The following is a 16780-nucleotide window of genomic DNA, read 5'->3' on the forward strand; positions in this document are numbered from 1 at the left end:
GATTTCATCGGTGCTGACGGTGATGACTTCGTCGACGTAATCCTTGCAGATGTCGAAGGTGTACTGCCCGATCTGCGCCACCGCGACGCCATCGGCAAACAGCCCGACCTGCTGCAGCACCACGCGCTCGCCGTAGGCCATGGCCTGTTGCAGGCAGTTGGAATCGTCGGGCTCGACGCCGATCACCTTGATTTCCGGGCGCAGGTATTTCACGTACGCCGCAATGCCGGCGATCAGCCCGCCGCCGCCCACCGGCACGAAGATCGCGTCCAGTGGCCCCTGATGTTGGCGCAGGATTTCCATCGCCACGGTGCCTTGCCCGGCAATGGTGTCGGGGTCGTCGTAGGGGTGGACGTAGACGTAGCCGTGTTCCTCGACCAGCTTCAGCGAATACGCCAATGCTTCGGGAAACGAGTCGCCGTGCAGTACGACCTTTCCGCCCCGGGAGCGCACGCCTTCGACCTTGATCTCCGGCGTGGTCTTCGGCATCACGATGGTGGCCGACACGCCCAAGGTCTTCGCCGCCAGCGCCAGGCCTTGGGCATGGTTACCCGCCGACGCCGTCACCACGCCCCGCGCCAAGTCTTCCGGACTCAACTGCGCCAGCTTGTTGTAGGCGCCACGAATCTTGAAAGAGTACACCGGCTGCAAATCTTCGCGTTTGAGCAGCACGTTGTTGCCCAGGCGCTCGGACAGTTGGCGGGCGGCGTGCAGCGGGGTTTCCACGGCAACGTCGTACACGCGGGAGTTGAGGATCTTTTTGACGTAGTGATTGAGCAGGTCGCCCTGAACGAGCGGGTAGGCCGGTGGCTGACTCATCGTGAGGGCCTCGTCGGAAGGCTTGGGATGATCAGGCGGGCGGCGAAGCAGGCGAGGGAAGGGCGAATGATCATGTCTGGCTCCTGATGTGGTTTTTAGCCCGGGAGACAGAGAGAAAAAACCCGCCTCTAGGGCGGGTTGGGTGCAAACGTCGGCTAACCCGCCATGACTGGAATGGCGGTAATAATTATCGGGCCAAAGAAATGCTGGGATGCGTTCATGGCGTCGAGACTATGGCGAACACGGCGCAGTCGTCAAGTGGGCGACGCCGTCATCGCTCAAAAACTGACAGTCAGGAAAAACAAATGCCAGACCCAGGCAAGGCTAACAATCCCTTGGGCCGTCGCCGTTTATCCGCGCGCGTCTACTGTTTAACGGGCCTTCATTTTTTGTTCATGAGGGCACTTTAGGGTTGGGTTCGTAGTCAGTGAATCTGCAGCTGAATGACTCAGCGACACAAGAACACCATCGATCACAAGAACCCGCCACGAGGGCGCAAAAATGGACGAGTACCAAGAAGAACTGCTGGAATACCAGGCGTACGAGATGGACCCGCTGGAACCCGCAGAAGACGCCACCGAGTTGTAGGAAAACCCACGCCTGCCAGTCAGAGCGACTGGCGCCGGCTGCGACGAAACGCACCGGGCGTCTGTTCGGTCCAGCGTTTGAAGGCCCGCTGAAAGGCTTCTGCTGACGCAAATCCCAATAAGTAGGCGATTTCGCCAAAGGCCAGTTCGGTGTCCCGGATGTAGGTCATGGCGAGGTCGCGCCGGGTGTCATTGAGGATCGCACGGAACTGTGTGCCCTCGTCCGCCAGCTTGCGGCGCAGGGTCCAGGTCGGCAGCTTCAGTCGCGCGGCCACTTCTTCGAGATCCGGCTCCCGCCCCCCATTCAACAACGGCCCCAGCAATTGGGTGATGCGCTCGCGCAGGCTGCGGGTTCGGGTGAGTTGTTCGAGTTCCCGTTCACACACCTGCAGCAGATGCCGCCAGGTACTCGGCACGTGGTCGGGGTTGCGCAGGCCCAGCTGACGCTGGTTGAGGCGCAGCTGATTGACGCCCGCCGCGAAACCGACCGGCTGCTCGCAGAGCGCGGCGTATTCAGCGGCGTAGGCGGGGGCATCGAACTCGATTTCCAGACGTTCGGCTATCAGCGTCGTCCCGCTCAGCGTCGACAGCTGGTGCAGCCAGCCGCTGAGGATAGAATCCACCACGAAGCGGTTGTAGCCGTTGTACGGGCTGATGGAATAGAAGCGCAGCCAGGCGCCGTCGCTGTCTTCGTGCAGGCTCGACTGGCCGCGATAATTCGAGCCGTACAGCGGTTCAAAACGAATCAGCGTGCGCGCCGCTTCGCGCACGGTCGGCGCCTGCGCGGCCGTGATGCCCGCCAGACCGGCGTGGCTCAGACGGCTGGATTGGCCCATCCGCAGGCCCAAGGCAGCCACGCCGGTCAGCTCGATGGCCCCATGGCCCAGGCGCATGTAGCGCGGGATCGACAGCCGGGCGCCGGCCTCACCGAGTCGTGCGGCATCCAGGCCGTATTGCTGCAGCAGCGGTTGCGGGTCCTGGCCTTCGTTGCGAACAGCGTCGGCGAGGCTGTGGACGAACCCCACGGACAGATCGCCCAGACGCACACGAGGGGAGGTCATCGATTACAACCACAGATTGATCAGGCGGGCGCCATGCCCGGGGCGAACGCCTTTCGGAGCAGCGCTGATGGACTGCTCGGCGACGCTTTGCCCGCCGCGACTGGCGAAACTGTGGCCGGCGCTGCCCTGGTCCCAGAACTGGCCGCGCATGAACACGCTGACGCCGGCCTTCGCCGTGCTGGCCGGTGTCAGGGCCAGTCGGCGCCAGGCTTCACCCTGGGTGATCGGTTTGGCTCCCAGATTCAAATGGGCCGCCAGCGCGTCATGCTTGTCGCTGCGCCAGGGTTGCGTCCAGCCGTACGTGCCGGCGACGTAGGCCGGTACTGCAATCAGCTCGGCGCCGCTCGCGTTGAGTCGCGCGTAATTGTCGGGGTACCAGCTGTCGCTGCCGATCAATGTCGCCAAACGGCCGGCCGGGGTGTCGATCACGTTGAGCGGCGCGTCCTTGCCAGGACGGATGTAACCCCGCTGGTTCCAGCCCGGGAACAACTGACGCTGCGGTTGCCCCAAGGGCAGGCCGTCGGGGCCGAACACCAGGCTGCTGTTATAGAGCGCGCCGCGGCCGATGTGCAGTTCGCCGTTTTCCACGTACGGGCTGGGCAGCACGATCGAGCCGGCCACCAGCGTCACGCCGAATTCCTTCGCCAGCCCGCCGAACACGTTCTGATAATCCTGCGCCATGCTGTGCGCTTTCATGCGCAGGCGTGCGTCCTCGAAGCGGCTGCTGCCCCGCGCGTGAATCACTGCGTCGATGAACAGCAGCGGATTACTGAACGCCAGCCAGTTCATCGCCTCGTCGAAGGTGGTGGCCTGGTAGAACTGGGCTTTTTCGTCCACCGCCAACAACCAGGTGCCGATGTGCTCGGGCAGCACCACAATGGTTTTATCGTTGAGCAGCCCATGGTCGCGGGCCTGGACCAGGTACGACGCCAGCTTGCGATGCAGGCGTTTGGCACTCGAATAATCGGAAGGGAACAACTCGGGCTGAATGCCCAGCAGGTTGCCGCGTTCACCGGGTTGCCCGTCGTTGATCACCAGCTGAATGCGCAGGTCTGTCAGGTAATGCCCGACATGACGCTTGCCCGTCCACAGCCCGTAGCTGACGAGAAGAATCACCAGCACTGCAGCGGTAAGTGAGCCGAGAACTTTGCGCATGAAGAAAGGAGAGCTGCCTCTGGGAAGAAAGCGCGCAGGGCGCGATGACGTTGCCGGAAGGCTACGGCAAAACGCTGCTTTGGAGAAGGTTTGCCAACGGCCAGAGCGGCCATTCGGCGAATGGGTTCAAGCGAGGCGGCATCGGCGGCCGCCTGCGCTGTATGGATCAACCGTGATGCCTGCGATTTGCAGGCATCACGGGCGATGCGTTTTACAGGCGGAAGCGGCTGACCAGCGTGTTGAACGAAACGGCCAGGCGGGAAAGATCCTGAGTCGATGCGTTGGTCTGGTGCGCACCGGCCGCCGTCTGGGTAGACAGGTCCTGGATGTTCACCAGATTGCGGTCCACCTCACGCGCGACATTCGCCTGCTCTTCGGAGGCCGTGGCGATGACCATGTTGCGTTCGTTGATCTGGGCGATGCCGTCGGCGATCTGCTCCAGTGCGCGGCCCGTTGCCTGGGCCAGCGCCTGGGTGTCGGTCACCAGCGCCTGACTTTTGCCCATCGCCCCCACCGCCTGATCGGCGCTGGCCTGGACGCTGTTGATCATGCCTTCGATTTCACCGGTTGAGGCCTGGGTGCGTGCAGCCAATGCCCGGACTTCGTCGGCAACCACGGCAAAGCCTCGGCCCTGTTCACCGGCACGGGCGGCTTCGATGGCGGCGTTCAAGGCCAGCAGGTTGGTTTGTTCGGCAATGCCGCGAATCACGTCCAGGACTTTGCCGATGTCCCGCACCTGCACGGCGAGGTCGCGGACCATGTTGGTCGAGGTGGCGATTTCGGTGGTCGCGCTGTTAATGGCTTCGACCGCGCCACGGGCCTGGTCACGGCCGTCGCTGGCCTGTTTGCTGGTGGTTCGGGACGCGTCGGACGTGGACACGGCGTTGCGCGCCACTTCTTCCACCGCGGAAGTCATTTCCGTCACAGCGGTCGCGGCCTGCTGGATTTCGTCGTTCTGGCGGACCAACCCTCTGCTGCCGTTATCGCTGACGGTGGTCAGCTCTTCTGCGGCGGAGGCCAGTTGATTGGACGCATCGGCAATCTGCTGAATGGTGCTTTTCAGGCTGCCCTGCATTTCGCCCAGCGCCGTCAGCAATTGCCCGGCTTCATCGCGGCCGGTGCTGACAACGGGTTGCGTCAGGTCACCGCCGGCGATGCTCCGCGCGCTTGCGACCGCATAAGCAATAGGACGGCTGATCAGACGACTGATGAACATGCCCAGCAGAATCGCCGCCAGAAAGGCAATGCCGATGCCGATGTACAGCGCGGTCTTGGCGGAGGACTCCATGCGGGCGGCATCCTCGGCGCCTTCGCCAATCTGCCGGTTATTGGAGTTAACTATGAGGATCAGCTCATCGAGCACCACGTTGTAGGCCGTCTGAAGATCGCCGAACAACAACGCGCGGCCGCTATCAAGGTCGCCGGCCTTCATGAGGCCAAGGTATTTCTGGACCAGCGCCTGGTAGATCGGCCAGTCCTTTTCCATTTGATCGCCCGCCGCGCGCTCATCGTCGGCGAGCGGGGTCTTGCGGTATTCGGCGAACGCTTTTTCGCTCTGCTGCTGATTGGCGTTCATTGAGGCAATCACTTCGTCCCTCACGCCCTGGGGCATGCCGGCGGCAGTGGCCGTGTATAACCGATACAGATCGCGGCTTTGCCCTACGGCGTTGGTTCTGGCCCCGCCGGTTTTTGCGACGGACACCAGGTTATTGCTGAACACCAGTTTCAGGCTTTCCGACAGGTCGGACACGCCACGGCTTCCGAGCACACCCACGCCCAGGGTAATGAAAGCGCACAGCACAAAGGCTGTGACCAACTTGGTCGAAATTTTTGCATCATTGATCCAGCTCATTGATCGTCCTGCCGAGGTGTTGAGAAGAAGGACATTGCTCAGACATCGGGGAAGTACGGCAAGGTCGTCATGGTGCTATCGGCGGCGAAGTGCAAGTCTGGAGGGCCCGATGAACGATGTGGTGCACTGCTTGATCATCGATTTGTCACTTCCAGTCATTGAGCATGGCCAGGCGGCTGTTTACTGTTTGCGTCATGTACAAGGCGCTTGTCCAAGGCCCTGACTGATTCGACGGGCGCCACAGAGCGCCCGCACCCCGTGATAATGCTCGATGGAGTTTTTATGGCCGCCCCCCACTACCCGCACCTGCTCGCTCCCCTGGACCTGGGTTTCACCACGCTGCGCAACCGCACACTGATGGGCTCCATGCATACCGGGCTTGAAGAGAAGCCGGGCGGATTCGAGCGCATGGCGGTGTATTTCGCCGAGCGCGCACGGGGCGGGGTCGGCCTGATGGTCACCGGCGGTATCGCACCGAACGCTGAAGGCGGGGTGTATTCGGGGGCGGCCAAGCTGTCGACGCCGGAGGAGGCGGCCAATCATCAGGTTGTCACCAAAGCCGTGCACGAAGCAGGCGGCAAGATCTGCATGCAGATCCTTCACGCCGGGCGTTACGCCTACAGCCCCAAGCAGGTGGCACCCAGCGCCATTCAGGCGCCGATCAACCCGTTCACACCCAAAGCTCTGGACGAAGAGGGCATCGAGAAGCAGATTCAGGATTTCGTCACCTGTGCGACCCTGGCGCAGACCGCCGAGTACGACGGCGTCGAAATCATGGGCTCCGAAGGCTATTTCATTAACCAGTTTCTCGTTGCTCACACCAACCATCGCACCGACCGTTGGGGCGGCAGCTACGAAAACCGCATGCGCCTGCCGGTGGAGATCGTGCGCCGTGTGCGTGAAGCCGTCGGCCCGAATTTCATCATCATTTATCGCCTGTCGATGCTCGACCTGATCGAGGGTGGCAGCACTTGGGAAGAAGTGGTGCAACTGGCCCAGGCCATCGAGCGTTCGGGCGCCACGCTGATCAACACCGGCATCGGCTGGCACGAGGCGCGCATTCCGACCATCGCCACCAAGGTGCCTCGTGCGGCGTTTGCCAAAGTGACCGCAAAAATGCGCGGCTCGGTGTCGATCCCGCTGATCACCACCAACCGCATCAACACCCCCGAGGTCGCCGAGCAGGTGCTGGCCGAAGGGGACGCCGACATGGTCTCCATGGCGCGCCCGTTTCTCGCCGACCCGGAATTCGTCAACAAGGCCGCGGCTGGTCGCAGCGACGAGATCAACACCTGCATCGGCTGCAACCAGGCGTGCCTCGACCACACCTTCGGCGGCAAGCTCACCAGCTGCCTGGTCAACCCTCGCGCCTGTCATGAAACCGAGCTCAATTACCTGCCGGTCACCCAGGTCCGGAAAATCGCCGTCATCGGTGCCGGTCCTGCGGGCCTCGCTGCCGCGACTGTTGCGGCCCAGCGCGGGCATGAGGTGACGCTGTTCGACTCGGCCAGCGAAATCGGCGGGCAGTTCAACATCGCCAAGCGCATTCCGGGCAAGGAAGAGTTCTTCGAAACCCTGCGCTACTTCGGCCGCAAGCTGCAGACCACCGGCGTCGACCTGCGCCTGAACACCCGCGTCACTGTCGATGACCTGCTTGGCAAGGGCTTTGACGAAGTGATTCTGGCCACCGGGATCGCGCCCCGCACGCCCGCCATCCCCGGTGTCGACAACCCCAAAGTGTTGAGCTACCTCGACGTGATCCTCGGCCGCAAACCGGTTGGCAAGTCCGTCGCCGTGATCGGCGCGGGCGGCATTGGCTTTGACGTGTCGGAATACCTTGTGCACCAGGGCGTCTATACCAGCCTGGATCGCGACGCGTTCTGGGACGAGTGGGGCATCGACACCCAGCTGCAAGCGCGGGGCGGCGTGGCCGGGATCAAGCCTCATCCCCATGCGCCAGCGCGTCAGGTGTTTCTGCTGCAGCGCAAGGCCACCAAAGTCGGCGACGGCCTCGGCAAAACCACGGGCTGGATTCATCGCACGGGGCTCAAGAACAAACAGGTGCAGATGCTCAACAGCGTGGAATATTTGAAGATCGACGACGCCGGTTTGCATATCCGGATTGGCGCGGAGGGCGAGGAGAAACTGCTGCCGGTGGACAACGTGGTGATCTGCGCGGGGCAGGATCCGCTGCGTGAACTGTATGACGGGTTACAGGCAGCGGGGCAGAGCGTTCATCTGATTGGCGGGGCTGATGTGGCGACTGAGCTGGATGCCAAGCGGGCGATTGAGCAGGGGTCGCGGTTGGCGGCGGGGTTGTAAGGAGCTGGTTTCTGACGGGCGATGTTGCGGGTGGGTTTGACGGGGTTGGATCGCGTACCGCCAGGGTCTGTGAGGGCTCTGGCGCTTGAGGGGGATTACCAGCTGCCGTAGGGGATTCCGTGCTGGTCTACGTAGGCGCGGTTTTCAGGTTCGAGCGGGATGTACTTGCCCTTGCTTGCGCCAAGGTATGGGCCGAGCGGCTCGACCTTAGCTTGGTAACGGCCGACTTCCTTGAAATCCAAACAAGATCCCCCTACCCACACTTTGACGATTCCGCCGGGTGCCATGCCTAGCGTGATCGTCTCTCGATAGTCTTCCTTCCACTCGGCTGCCCATCGACAAAACGCTCGCTCTGGCCGAATCATCTCTTCGCGTACCCACTGGGGTATTTGTATTTTGATCTTGTAAGCCTGAGGCTCTACCAGTGACTGCCAACGCAGGAAAATCTGGTCGGGTAGATCGACGTTATTTATAGGTTTTCCTCCCGACACCCCTTGGTGCCAGCCCTCGACTTTCCCTGTATAACTCGCGACGCCGCCGTGCACCCTGAAGAAAGCGAGTCCACGCGTATCCAGAACATCGACGGTTTCCACCCAGACTTCCATGTGCTTGGGTGCAGCGAAACCTATGTACCAGGCCGGATACGGCAGCTTGGGGGCTGGTGGTAATCTTGGCCCACTCGCGCAGGCGCTGAGATTGATCAAGAAACCAACCGCAAATATCAGATGCCTCATTCGGGGTAACCTTCTTGCGGACGGTTGAGATGCACATTCCTACGATTGAGTGGTGCCGGTTTGCTGAATAGGAAGGGACCCTCAGGGGTCCAGTGCGCGGACAGGTGGATGTAACGCGCTCGGAGTAATTCCTGTTGCGCAGGTTCAAGTCGTACAAGCCGGTCTGTCATTACCTGCTGCAAGATTCGCTTGGAGATTGGCACGAGTTCATCTGGTAACTCGAAGCGTTTATCCGTATCGGTTATGACGTCGAATGGAACGCCGTGACGTATCCCAAGCTTATGCATGACCCGTAGTGCAATTAGGCTCAGTTCGCCATGCACGGGGCGTTCGAGCAGCAGGGTTATCCAGTAGTCCTCCATGACCGACGCAGCTTTGTCGCGAGGGTTAGTTGCTGAAGGCCAGGCTTTCACCGCAACGTATCCATCGCGGGCCACGCCTGATTCGCGCAATGCTTTGGCGTCCGCCTCTGCACGGGCCCAGGCAGCATCAGATTCAACCCTTTGACCGGTCGGAACGCTGGCTATGCAGGGTTTTGTAATCCACAATTTTTCTTGCGCGCGTGGCAGATAGCCCCCGCCGACATCTGAGTGGGCGCCGCACTGGGTTCTGGGATAGTCATTTGTGCGGTGGCGTGATGGTTGCGAATCCGCAGCAGCATTACCAACTGCCATAGGGAATGCCGTGCTGGTCTATCCAGGCTTGCGCCGCTGGATTGGGTGCTCGGTAAAACAACCCTTTTCCGTCCTGGTTGGGTCCGAGGGACTCGACTTTGGCTTGGTAGCGGCCAACTTCTTTGAAGCCCAGGCATGGCCCACCGACCCACACTTTGACGATACCTCCCGGAGCCATTCCCAACGTAATCGCGAAACGGTAGTCGTTCATCCATTCTTTTGAACTGCGGCAATACACGCGCTGTGGCGTCACCATCTCATCGCGTACCCACTGCGGTATCCGGATGCTGATTTTGTAAGCCTGAGGCTCCACTAGTGACTGCCAGCGCAGAAGAAGTTGGTCTGGTAAGTCAACGTTGTTGATGGGTTTTCCGCCAGATGTGCCCTTGTGCCAGCCCTCGGGCTTTCGCGTGTAACCGGCGACTCCGGCGTGTACGTTAAAAAAAACGTATCCCCGCTGATCGAGCACATCGACGCTTTCAACCCATACTTCCATGTGTTTGGGCGCGGCGAAGCCGATATACCACGCCGGATATGGCAGCTTGACAGGTGGTGGTACTGAGCCACCCGTGGCACAGGCACTCAAGCTGAGTAGGAATCCGACTGCAAAACCCAGGCACCTCATTCCGGATAACCTTCTTGCGGACTATTGAGGTGCACGTTCCTGCGATTCATCGGTGCCGGCTTGCTAAGCAAGAAGGGGCCTCGTGGGGTCCAGTGCGCGGATAGGTGGATGTACCTCGCTCGTAATAGCGCCTCTTCCGCAGGTTCAAGCCGTACCAGCCGGTCTGTCATTACCCGCTGCAAGATTCGCTTGGCGATAGGCAGGAGCTCATCCGGTAACTTGAAGCGTTTATCCGTCTCGGTGATAACGTCGAATGGCACCCCATGACGCACACCCATCTCACGCATGACACGCAATGCAATCAGGCTAAGTTCGCCATGCACCGGGCGCTCAAGGATTACGGTTATCCAGTAGTCCTGCATCGCTTGATTGGCTTTGCCGCGAGGATTAGTTGCTGCAGGCCAGGCTTTCACCGCAACGTAGCCATCGCGGGCCACGCCTGATTCGCGGAATACCTTGGCGTCCGTCTCGGCGCGGACCCAGGCGGCATGGGATTCAACCCTTTGACCGTCCGGAACGCTCGCCTTGCAAGGCTGCGTCATCCACAACTTTTCTCGCGCGCGTGGCAGGTAGCCCCCGCCGACATCGGAGTGGGCGCCCGGCAGTCCGATCTGGAGGTGCGTGTGGTGCACGTTATTTAGAGAAAAGTCGGCTCTATACTCGTCGAGCGCCTGAAGCTGAATGACCTGCCGCGCGCAGTCGGGTGGCAGATAGAGATTGACGCCACGATTAACGTCGTCGCCAGGACTGAAGTCCCCGTGCGCAGGATCTGAGATGGCTGCAACGGTATCGAACAGCCCGATCAAGTTGATGGATACGTCCGTCGATGCGTCGAAGCTTTGTTGCAGACCTAGACTTCTGGCGGTGAGGAGTTCTCTAAATACGCCGCACTGGGGTTTGAGAAACTCATTTGCGCAGTGACGCGCGGCCGCTGCACCACGACTGAAGCCGAAGAAATCGATCTCGATCTTTTTAATCGAAATGCCGGGGTTGGTTTGTACAAAAAAGAGTAGCTGTGTTTTAACTAAGGCTGGCGCCTGCTTGACCCGCGCTACTACCCCCGTCTCACCCTGGCCAAGACCCTGCCCAATGACCGTTGCATCCTTACCACCGCTGCGAGTACCGATACCTTCTACGTACGCTTTGATGTAGGCGGTTTTGGCTTCAGCCGAAATACCATCCACCGCGTTGTCCGGATACAGCTGATACAAATACGCCACATTACTCGGCGCATTCCCATAACTGTTATTCGGCGCGCTGTTAAACGCACTACCGTCAAACTCTCCAAACCCGTACTGCTTGCACGTCGCCGCAATGCTTTCAAGCTCTTCGCTGCTAAAGCTCTCAAGATCCTGCCGTCGGCACTGTGCGGTCGCCGCAGCATTGCTCTGGTTATTTCCCGTCCCGTCAAAGAACAACCCGATTCGCAAGGTGATGCCTTCGGTGATTTCCTCTTCCTCTTCTTCCTCCTCAGGTTCAGGTGTGGGGCGCGGCTTCAGCCATTCTTCGGGTTGCGGAAAGTCGATCGCCACGCGTCCGGGCAGCATCGTGTGGATGGGCATGGTTCTGCCGTCCTTGTCGGTCACGCCGTTGAACACTTCGCCAGCCTGCGTGGTGATCCGGTAACGGACGAAACGGGCGGCGGCCTGTTGCGCATCGACCAGGGTGTACCCTGCCCCATAGCCATAAGGTATTGGCGTCACCGGGGTGGTCAGCGTGGTGGCACCGCCCTTTAGCACGTAAACGGCACGGTGATAGATGTTCCCCGGCGCGCCCAGCTCGATCTCGCCATCTTTGATGCGGATGAAGGCGCCGCCGCAATTCAGGAGGAGCTCTTCCGGGGCGCTGATTTCGATCCGGCCAGCCAGGCTTTCGATCTTGATGTCATTGTTAGCCAGTGAGTGCAACGCGCCGGTTTGCGCGTGAAGCTGAACGTCGCCCTGAACCGCTTTGAGTTGCAGCCCCTTGGTCACAGCACACAGGCTGATCGCACCTTCGGCGGTGCCGGTGATGTTGCGTCCGGCGCTCAGGTCGGTTGAGCGTGACGAGGTGATGGCGACACTTTCGCGACCGGAGGACAGGCAGATTGCTTCAGGGGTGACCACTCCAATGCCGGCCGGTGCGTGCAGCAGAAGCCCGGGTTCGGTGAGGTGAGTCAGCGCGTCGTTTAGTTGCGAATGGCTGCGGGTGTCTGCGGCGATAGCGCCCGCACTTCGCGCGGCCTGGGCCATGGTGCGGGCCAAGGAAAGCGCGGTTTCAAGCTGGTCGATCGCAGCGTCCATGTCGAGCTGCTGACCGTGAGCTTTGGTCTGTTCATCCGCACTGATAAACAGCCCGCGCCCCGCCCAAATCGCGCCCCAGCCATCCATGCGCAACTCAAACCCTTCGCCGCGCTTATCCTTATCGTTGTCGACCAGATGCCCAAGGTTGAGCTGGCTCTTGCCGCTCTGCTCGGTGCTGAGTTTGATGTGTTCCTTGCCGCGATCGTCTTCCATGCGCAGCTTGTTGTTGGCGGGCGTGCGCAGGACGTTGCGTTTGTAATCGCTGCGCAGCAGGGTCACATGGTCAGGATGTCTACTGTCATGCAGGGCATGGGCGATGTAGGGCCGGTCCGGGTCGCCTTGCTCGAAGGCAATCGCCACCTCGGTCCCGCAGATCAGCGGCAGGTGCAGTCCGTGGGTATCCCCGGCATAGGGGCGGGCGAGGCGCAACCACAGGCTTTCCTCACCCAGTTTCCAGCTGTCGCGGTCGAACAGAAAGCTGACCTTGTAGCGGCCTTCGCTGTCGATGTGGCTATAGGGATCATTGGCCAGCGAGCTGGTGACACAGGCCGGAACGGTGCCGGCTATCGCAGGCTTTGCCAGCAAAGGCGGTCGAAAACACACGCTTTCGGAGTACGGAATCGCCTCAAAACTCAGTTCAAAGCTTCGATCCCGCGCTGCACGCAATTGCAATCGCGTGATCACAGCACCCGGCTCAAACGCCTGAGGCGCACCACCGGAAGTCGCCAGCACCTGCGCCAATCCCAACGAGGCGCTGCTGCTAATCCCGGTCAGCCGCGTCTGGTTATTGAGATACCGCTCATGCCGCAACCGTCCATAGAAAAACCCGCTTTCACTCTCTAAATCTTCATCCTGATCAACCTTGTCGCCGAGCACCTTGTACGGCTCCGCATAGAGATACGCCTCGCCATAGGTCGTGGTGTCACCTCGCGTCTGATCGACATCCGCATCCAGCCATGCGTTCGCATCCCGATGGTGATAGGCCCGAAAGTGAACGCTCTGCTCCACCACCTCATGACTGACCTGCAGCCCCCAAACCCCATCCTGGCCGCTGCTGCCCAACCCCGACTGCGGCCGAAACGGCAAGCTCACACGCGGTCGAACGTAATGCCGCTGATCATCGTGAAACTCGACGACCTCAATACCCAATCGCTCATTGTTGCTAAAGCGGTACCAGATCCCCACCTCGGCCAGCAGCCGCGAAATAAACGCCAGATCGCTCTCGCCGTACTGCATCACCTGCTCACGCTTCGGATACTCCCGCACCAGCGAGAACAAGAAATCCTGCCCCTCAAAATCATGCCGCGTCCGCAGGATGCTCTCGACAATCTGCGGCACGGACTGGTGCTGATAAATCCGAAACTGCTGACCCCGATCCAGCAATGCCCAGCGTGGCTGTAACGTGATTTCGTACCGGGCCTCGTCAGCAGAACCGGACAACCGCTTGAACCCGGTAATCACTCCATGCAGCGTTCGCAAGGCTTCAACACGAGGCACCGGCAAGCCACGAATCGGAACAGCCAACGTATGTGCAGCTGCATGCAGACTGAACTGAACTGTCTTGCCCAGCATCTGCTCGGCGCCGATGTCCTGCTCGACCGAAGTAAATTCCACGCGATAAAGAAACGGCCGGCTCAGCTGTTCTTCACCTTCAAAGGCTAAAACGTCGAGGGCGATAGGCAGGCTGTAAACAACCAGTTTATGGCGACTGTGATCGAAAAAAGGCGGCAATACGTTGAACATGAGCGAGCGTCCCTGGCAGGAAAAACGCCCCTGACCAGTCCGAAGAAGACCGGATCAACTCGTCCATGAGAGAGGGCTGAGGCGGGCGAAGATGACGCTTTTCAAAGCGTCATTCCATAGCGAAAACACGATCCGGACGCGTCCTAATGAAGAACAAGAATCCCCCTACACAGCCCCCCAAATCGAGACCCCCGCCCGACGAGTGCTAGACTCCCGCACCGTCCATTGCCCGACCGATTTCATGTTTCCTCTCTCATCACCGCTGCCTCCCGCACCGCTGCAACCGCTCAATTTTGACTGGCTCCAGGCAGCGGGCGTGGAGGCGGCGATCCTGCGGCTGGACCTCGTCGATCCCCTGATCAGCGGCAATAAATGGTTCAAGCTCAAGCACCATCTGGCGGCGGCTGAGCGAGCCGGTGCACGGGGTGTTATCAGCCTGGGCGGCGCGCATTCCAATCACCTGCATGCGCTGGCGGCGGCGGGCAAGCGCTTTGGTTTTGCCACGGTCGGGCTGGTGCGGGGGCATGCGGTCGAGACGCCGACGGTGCTGGATCTGCAGGCGTTCGGCATGGAGTTGCACTGGCTGGGTTACGCCGGGTATCGCGCGCGCCATGAGGCGGATTTCTGGGATCCGTGGCGCGAGCGTTATCCGCATCTGTTTCCGGTGCCCGAGGGCGGAGGCGGGCTAGACGGCGCGATGGGCTGCGCTGAAATCGTCGATCAGGCGCGCAGCCAGCTCGGCCATGTGGGTTGGGATGATTACGATTGCTGGTGGCTGGCGTGTGGCACCGGCACAACGTTGGCGGGAACAGTGCTGGCGGAGGCGGGGCAGCATGAGGTGATAGGCGCGATGGCGGTGCCCGAAGCTCATGGGGTTGAGGGCAATGTGGAGGGGATCGTTGAAGCTTTCGCGAGCAAGCTCGCTCCCACAGGGACTGTGGCGCCCTTGGGCAGAATGAGTCCGCGACCGACAGGCTCGGACGTGGGGATAGACCGCAAAAAGCCCCAGGGTTACCGCTTGCTCGACGCCAGTCGTGGCGGCTTTGCGAAGACCGATCCCGCGTTGCTGGATTTCATTGCGCGGCACGAAGCCGAATCCGGCATCCCCCTCGAACCGCTGTACACCGGAAAGGCATTGCTGGCGCTGCACGGAGAAGTGATCTCGGGCCGGATCGCCAAGGGCACGCGGCTGATTTTCCTGCACACCGGCGGACTGCAGGGCAAGCGAACCTTCGATGCTGCGCACGCACATCCCTGACGCCGGAGCGCGCATCCGGGCACTGGCACGAATCCTGCGGCCCACACCCCCGACAGGTCGGTCCTGAGTACGTCGGCGGCATTTCTGGAGTCGGGCGGGCAGGGCGCTGTGCCGATAATCGGATCTTTCCCACGCGCGCCGAGGTTTCCATGACCACTCCCGTCCTTGAGCAGGTCGATCCTGCCACCCTGAGAAAAGTCATCGTGGCGGCCGCCATCGGTAATTTCGTCGAATGGTTCGACTTCGCGGTGTATGGCTTTCTGGCCACGACCATTGCCCAGCAGTTCTTCCCCAGCGGCGACGCCAGCGCCGCGCTCTTGAAAACCTTCGCGGTGTTCGCCGTGGCCTTCGCGTTTCGGCCCCTCGGCGGGGTGTTCTTCGGCATGCTGGGCGACCGCATTGGCCGCAAGCGCACGCTGGCGTTCACCATTCTGTTGATGGCCGGGGCGACGACCATCATCGGTCTGCTGCCGACCTACGCCGCAATCGGCGTCATGGCGCCCGTCTTGCTTACCCTCATCCGCTGTGCCCAGGGCTTCTCCGCTGGGGGTGAATACGCGGGGGCGTGTGCCTACTTGATGGAGCACGCCCCGCGCACGCAACGGGCGTGGTACGGCAGTTTCGTGCCGGTGTCGACCTTTTCGGCCTTCGCGGCGGCGGCGATCATTGCCTACGCGCTGGAGGCCTCTTTGAGCACCGAAGCCATGGGCAGTTGGGGCTGGCGGCTGCCGTTCCTGATCGCCGCGCCGTTGGGGCTGGTCGGGCTGTACCTGCGCTGGAAACTGGACGAAACACCGGCCTTTCAGGCGGTCAAGCAGGAACACGCGGTAGCCCATTCGCCGCTCAAGGAAACCCTGCTCAACCATGGCGCGGCGATCTGCTGCCTCGGCGCGTTCGTGTCGCTGACGGCGCTGTCGTTCTACATGTTCACCACCTATTTCGCGACGTACTTGCAGGTGGCGGGTGGGCTGAGTCGTGCGACCGCGCTGCTGGTGTCGTTAATTGCGTTGCTGTTCGCGGCGGCGATCTGCCCGGTGGCCGGGGCGTTTTCCGACAAGGTCGGGCGACGCAAGACGGTGCTCAGCACCTGCGTCCTGCTGATCGTGGTGGTGTATCCGTCGTTTTTGATGGCCAGTTCGGGTTCGTTTGTGGCCTCGATCGTCGGTGTGATGTTGCTGGCGATCGGCGCCGTCCTGTGCGGCGTGGTGACGGCGGCTTTGTTGTCGGAGACCTTTCCCACGCGTACCCGTTACACCGCTTCGGCGATCACCTACAACATGGCGTACACCATCTTCGGCGGAACGGCGCCGCTGATGGCGACCTGGCTGATTGGCGCGACGGGCAGCAACCTGGCGCCGGCGTTTTACCTGATCGTCATCGCGCTGCTGGCGCTGGCGGGAGGGCTGGCCTTGCCGGAGACGTCCAAAGTGTCGCTGCATGAGGTGGAAGGTTCGTTGACGGCGCGGGGGAGATTGCAGACGGCGGTTTGACTGGTGGCTCCACCTTGCTTGCCAAGGAGGCGGTGTGCCTGCTGGATGTTGGGCGGATTGCAGGCCGTCTTCGTGAGCAAGCTCACTCCCACAGGATTTGCGTTTGCTTGACAGGAGAGTGGTGTCAAAAGCTTCAGGTGTCCTGACACTACGTCACCCATCAGACAAATCAGCAACA

Annotated in this window: 11 protein-coding genes and 1 pseudogene; 3 read left to right on the forward strand and 9 right to left on the reverse strand. The window is 61.1% G+C overall.

What is annotated here, in order from left to right:
• From ilvA to SLW75_RS05460, 4 genes are all read right to left on the reverse strand, one after another.
• The coding region (ilvA, locus tag SLW75_RS05445; RefSeq protein ID WP_410934356.1) for a threonine ammonia-lyase, biosynthetic at positions 1-780 on the reverse strand (780 nt) is incomplete at its 3' end.
• Between the two features lie 646 nt (positions 781-1426).
• Positions 1427-2467 carry an AraC family transcriptional regulator gene (locus SLW75_RS05450; RefSeq protein WP_410933832.1) on the reverse strand — a complete coding sequence of 347 codons (1041 nt, stop codon included), beginning with the start codon at positions 2465-2467 and terminating at the stop codon, positions 1427-1429.
• Between the two features lie 3 nt (positions 2468-2470).
• The gene (locus tag SLW75_RS05455; protein ID WP_410933833.1) at positions 2471-3622 is read right to left on the reverse strand and encodes a carbon-nitrogen hydrolase family protein; all 1152 of its coding nucleotides are present in this window, start codon (positions 3620-3622) and stop codon (positions 2471-2473) included.
• Positions 3623-3833: 211 nt separating this feature from the next.
• Complete coding sequence (locus tag SLW75_RS05460; RefSeq protein ID WP_410933834.1) at positions 3834-5474, reverse strand: methyl-accepting chemotaxis protein; 1641 nt, start codon at positions 5472-5474, stop codon at positions 3834-3836.
• Positions 5475-5756: 282 nt separating this feature from the next.
• Between SLW75_RS05460 and SLW75_RS05465 the strand changes: the two genes are divergently transcribed.
• Positions 5757-7796, forward strand: a complete 2040-nt coding sequence (locus SLW75_RS05465; RefSeq protein WP_410933835.1) for an FAD-dependent oxidoreductase — start codon at positions 5757-5759, stop codon at positions 7794-7796.
• A gap of 95 nt (positions 7797-7891) precedes the next feature.
• On the opposite strand, the gene SLW75_RS05470 is transcribed toward SLW75_RS05465, so the two are convergent.
• The 5 genes and pseudogenes from SLW75_RS05470 to SLW75_RS05490 all read right to left on the reverse strand — a co-directional run.
• On the reverse strand, positions 7892-8530 hold the full coding sequence (locus tag SLW75_RS05470; RefSeq protein ID WP_410933836.1) for a DUF2931 family protein: 639 nt from the start codon (positions 8528-8530) through the stop codon (positions 7892-7894).
• A complete protein-coding gene (locus SLW75_RS05475) occupies positions 8527-9204 on the reverse strand; it encodes a hypothetical protein (RefSeq protein ID WP_410928722.1) in 678 nt (225 codons plus the stop codon). The genes SLW75_RS05470 and SLW75_RS05475 overlap by 4 nt, the downstream gene beginning before the upstream one ends.
• Positions 9191-9700 (reverse strand): DUF2931 family protein, encoded by a 510-nt coding sequence (locus SLW75_RS05480; protein WP_410928723.1) that lies wholly within the window; start codon positions 9698-9700, stop codon positions 9191-9193. The genes SLW75_RS05475 and SLW75_RS05480 overlap by 14 nt, the downstream gene beginning before the upstream one ends.
• A 125-nt stretch (positions 9701-9825) precedes the next feature.
• Positions 9826-11391 carry a T6SS phospholipase effector Tle1-like catalytic domain-containing protein gene (locus SLW75_RS05485; protein WP_410934357.1) on the reverse strand — a complete coding sequence of 522 codons (1566 nt, stop codon included), beginning with the start codon at positions 11389-11391 and terminating at the stop codon, positions 9826-9828.
• Positions 11392-11601: 210 nt separating this feature from the next.
• Positions 11602-13854, reverse strand: a pseudogene (locus tag SLW75_RS05490) (type VI secretion system Vgr family protein); the annotation flags it as partial.
• A gap of 241 nt (positions 13855-14095) precedes the next feature.
• On the opposite strand from SLW75_RS05490, the gene SLW75_RS05495 reads away from it, so the two are divergent.
• Both SLW75_RS05495 and SLW75_RS05500 read left to right on the forward strand, forming a co-directional pair.
• Positions 14096-15112 carry a 1-aminocyclopropane-1-carboxylate deaminase/D-cysteine desulfhydrase gene (locus SLW75_RS05495; protein ID WP_410933837.1) on the forward strand — a complete coding sequence of 339 codons (1017 nt, stop codon included), beginning with the start codon at positions 14096-14098 and terminating at the stop codon, positions 15110-15112.
• A gap of 149 nt (positions 15113-15261) precedes the next feature.
• Positions 15262-16602: an MFS transporter gene (locus tag SLW75_RS05500; RefSeq protein ID WP_410933838.1), complete on the forward strand. Its 1341-nt coding sequence runs from the start codon at positions 15262-15264 to the stop codon at positions 16600-16602.
• Positions 16603-16780: the final 178 nt, after the last annotated feature.

This window comes from Pseudomonas sp. W5-01, from assembly GCF_046540435.1.
In the GTDB taxonomy this organism is placed as follows: Bacteria; Pseudomonadota; Gammaproteobacteria; order Pseudomonadales; family Pseudomonadaceae; genus Aquipseudomonas; species Aquipseudomonas graminis_B.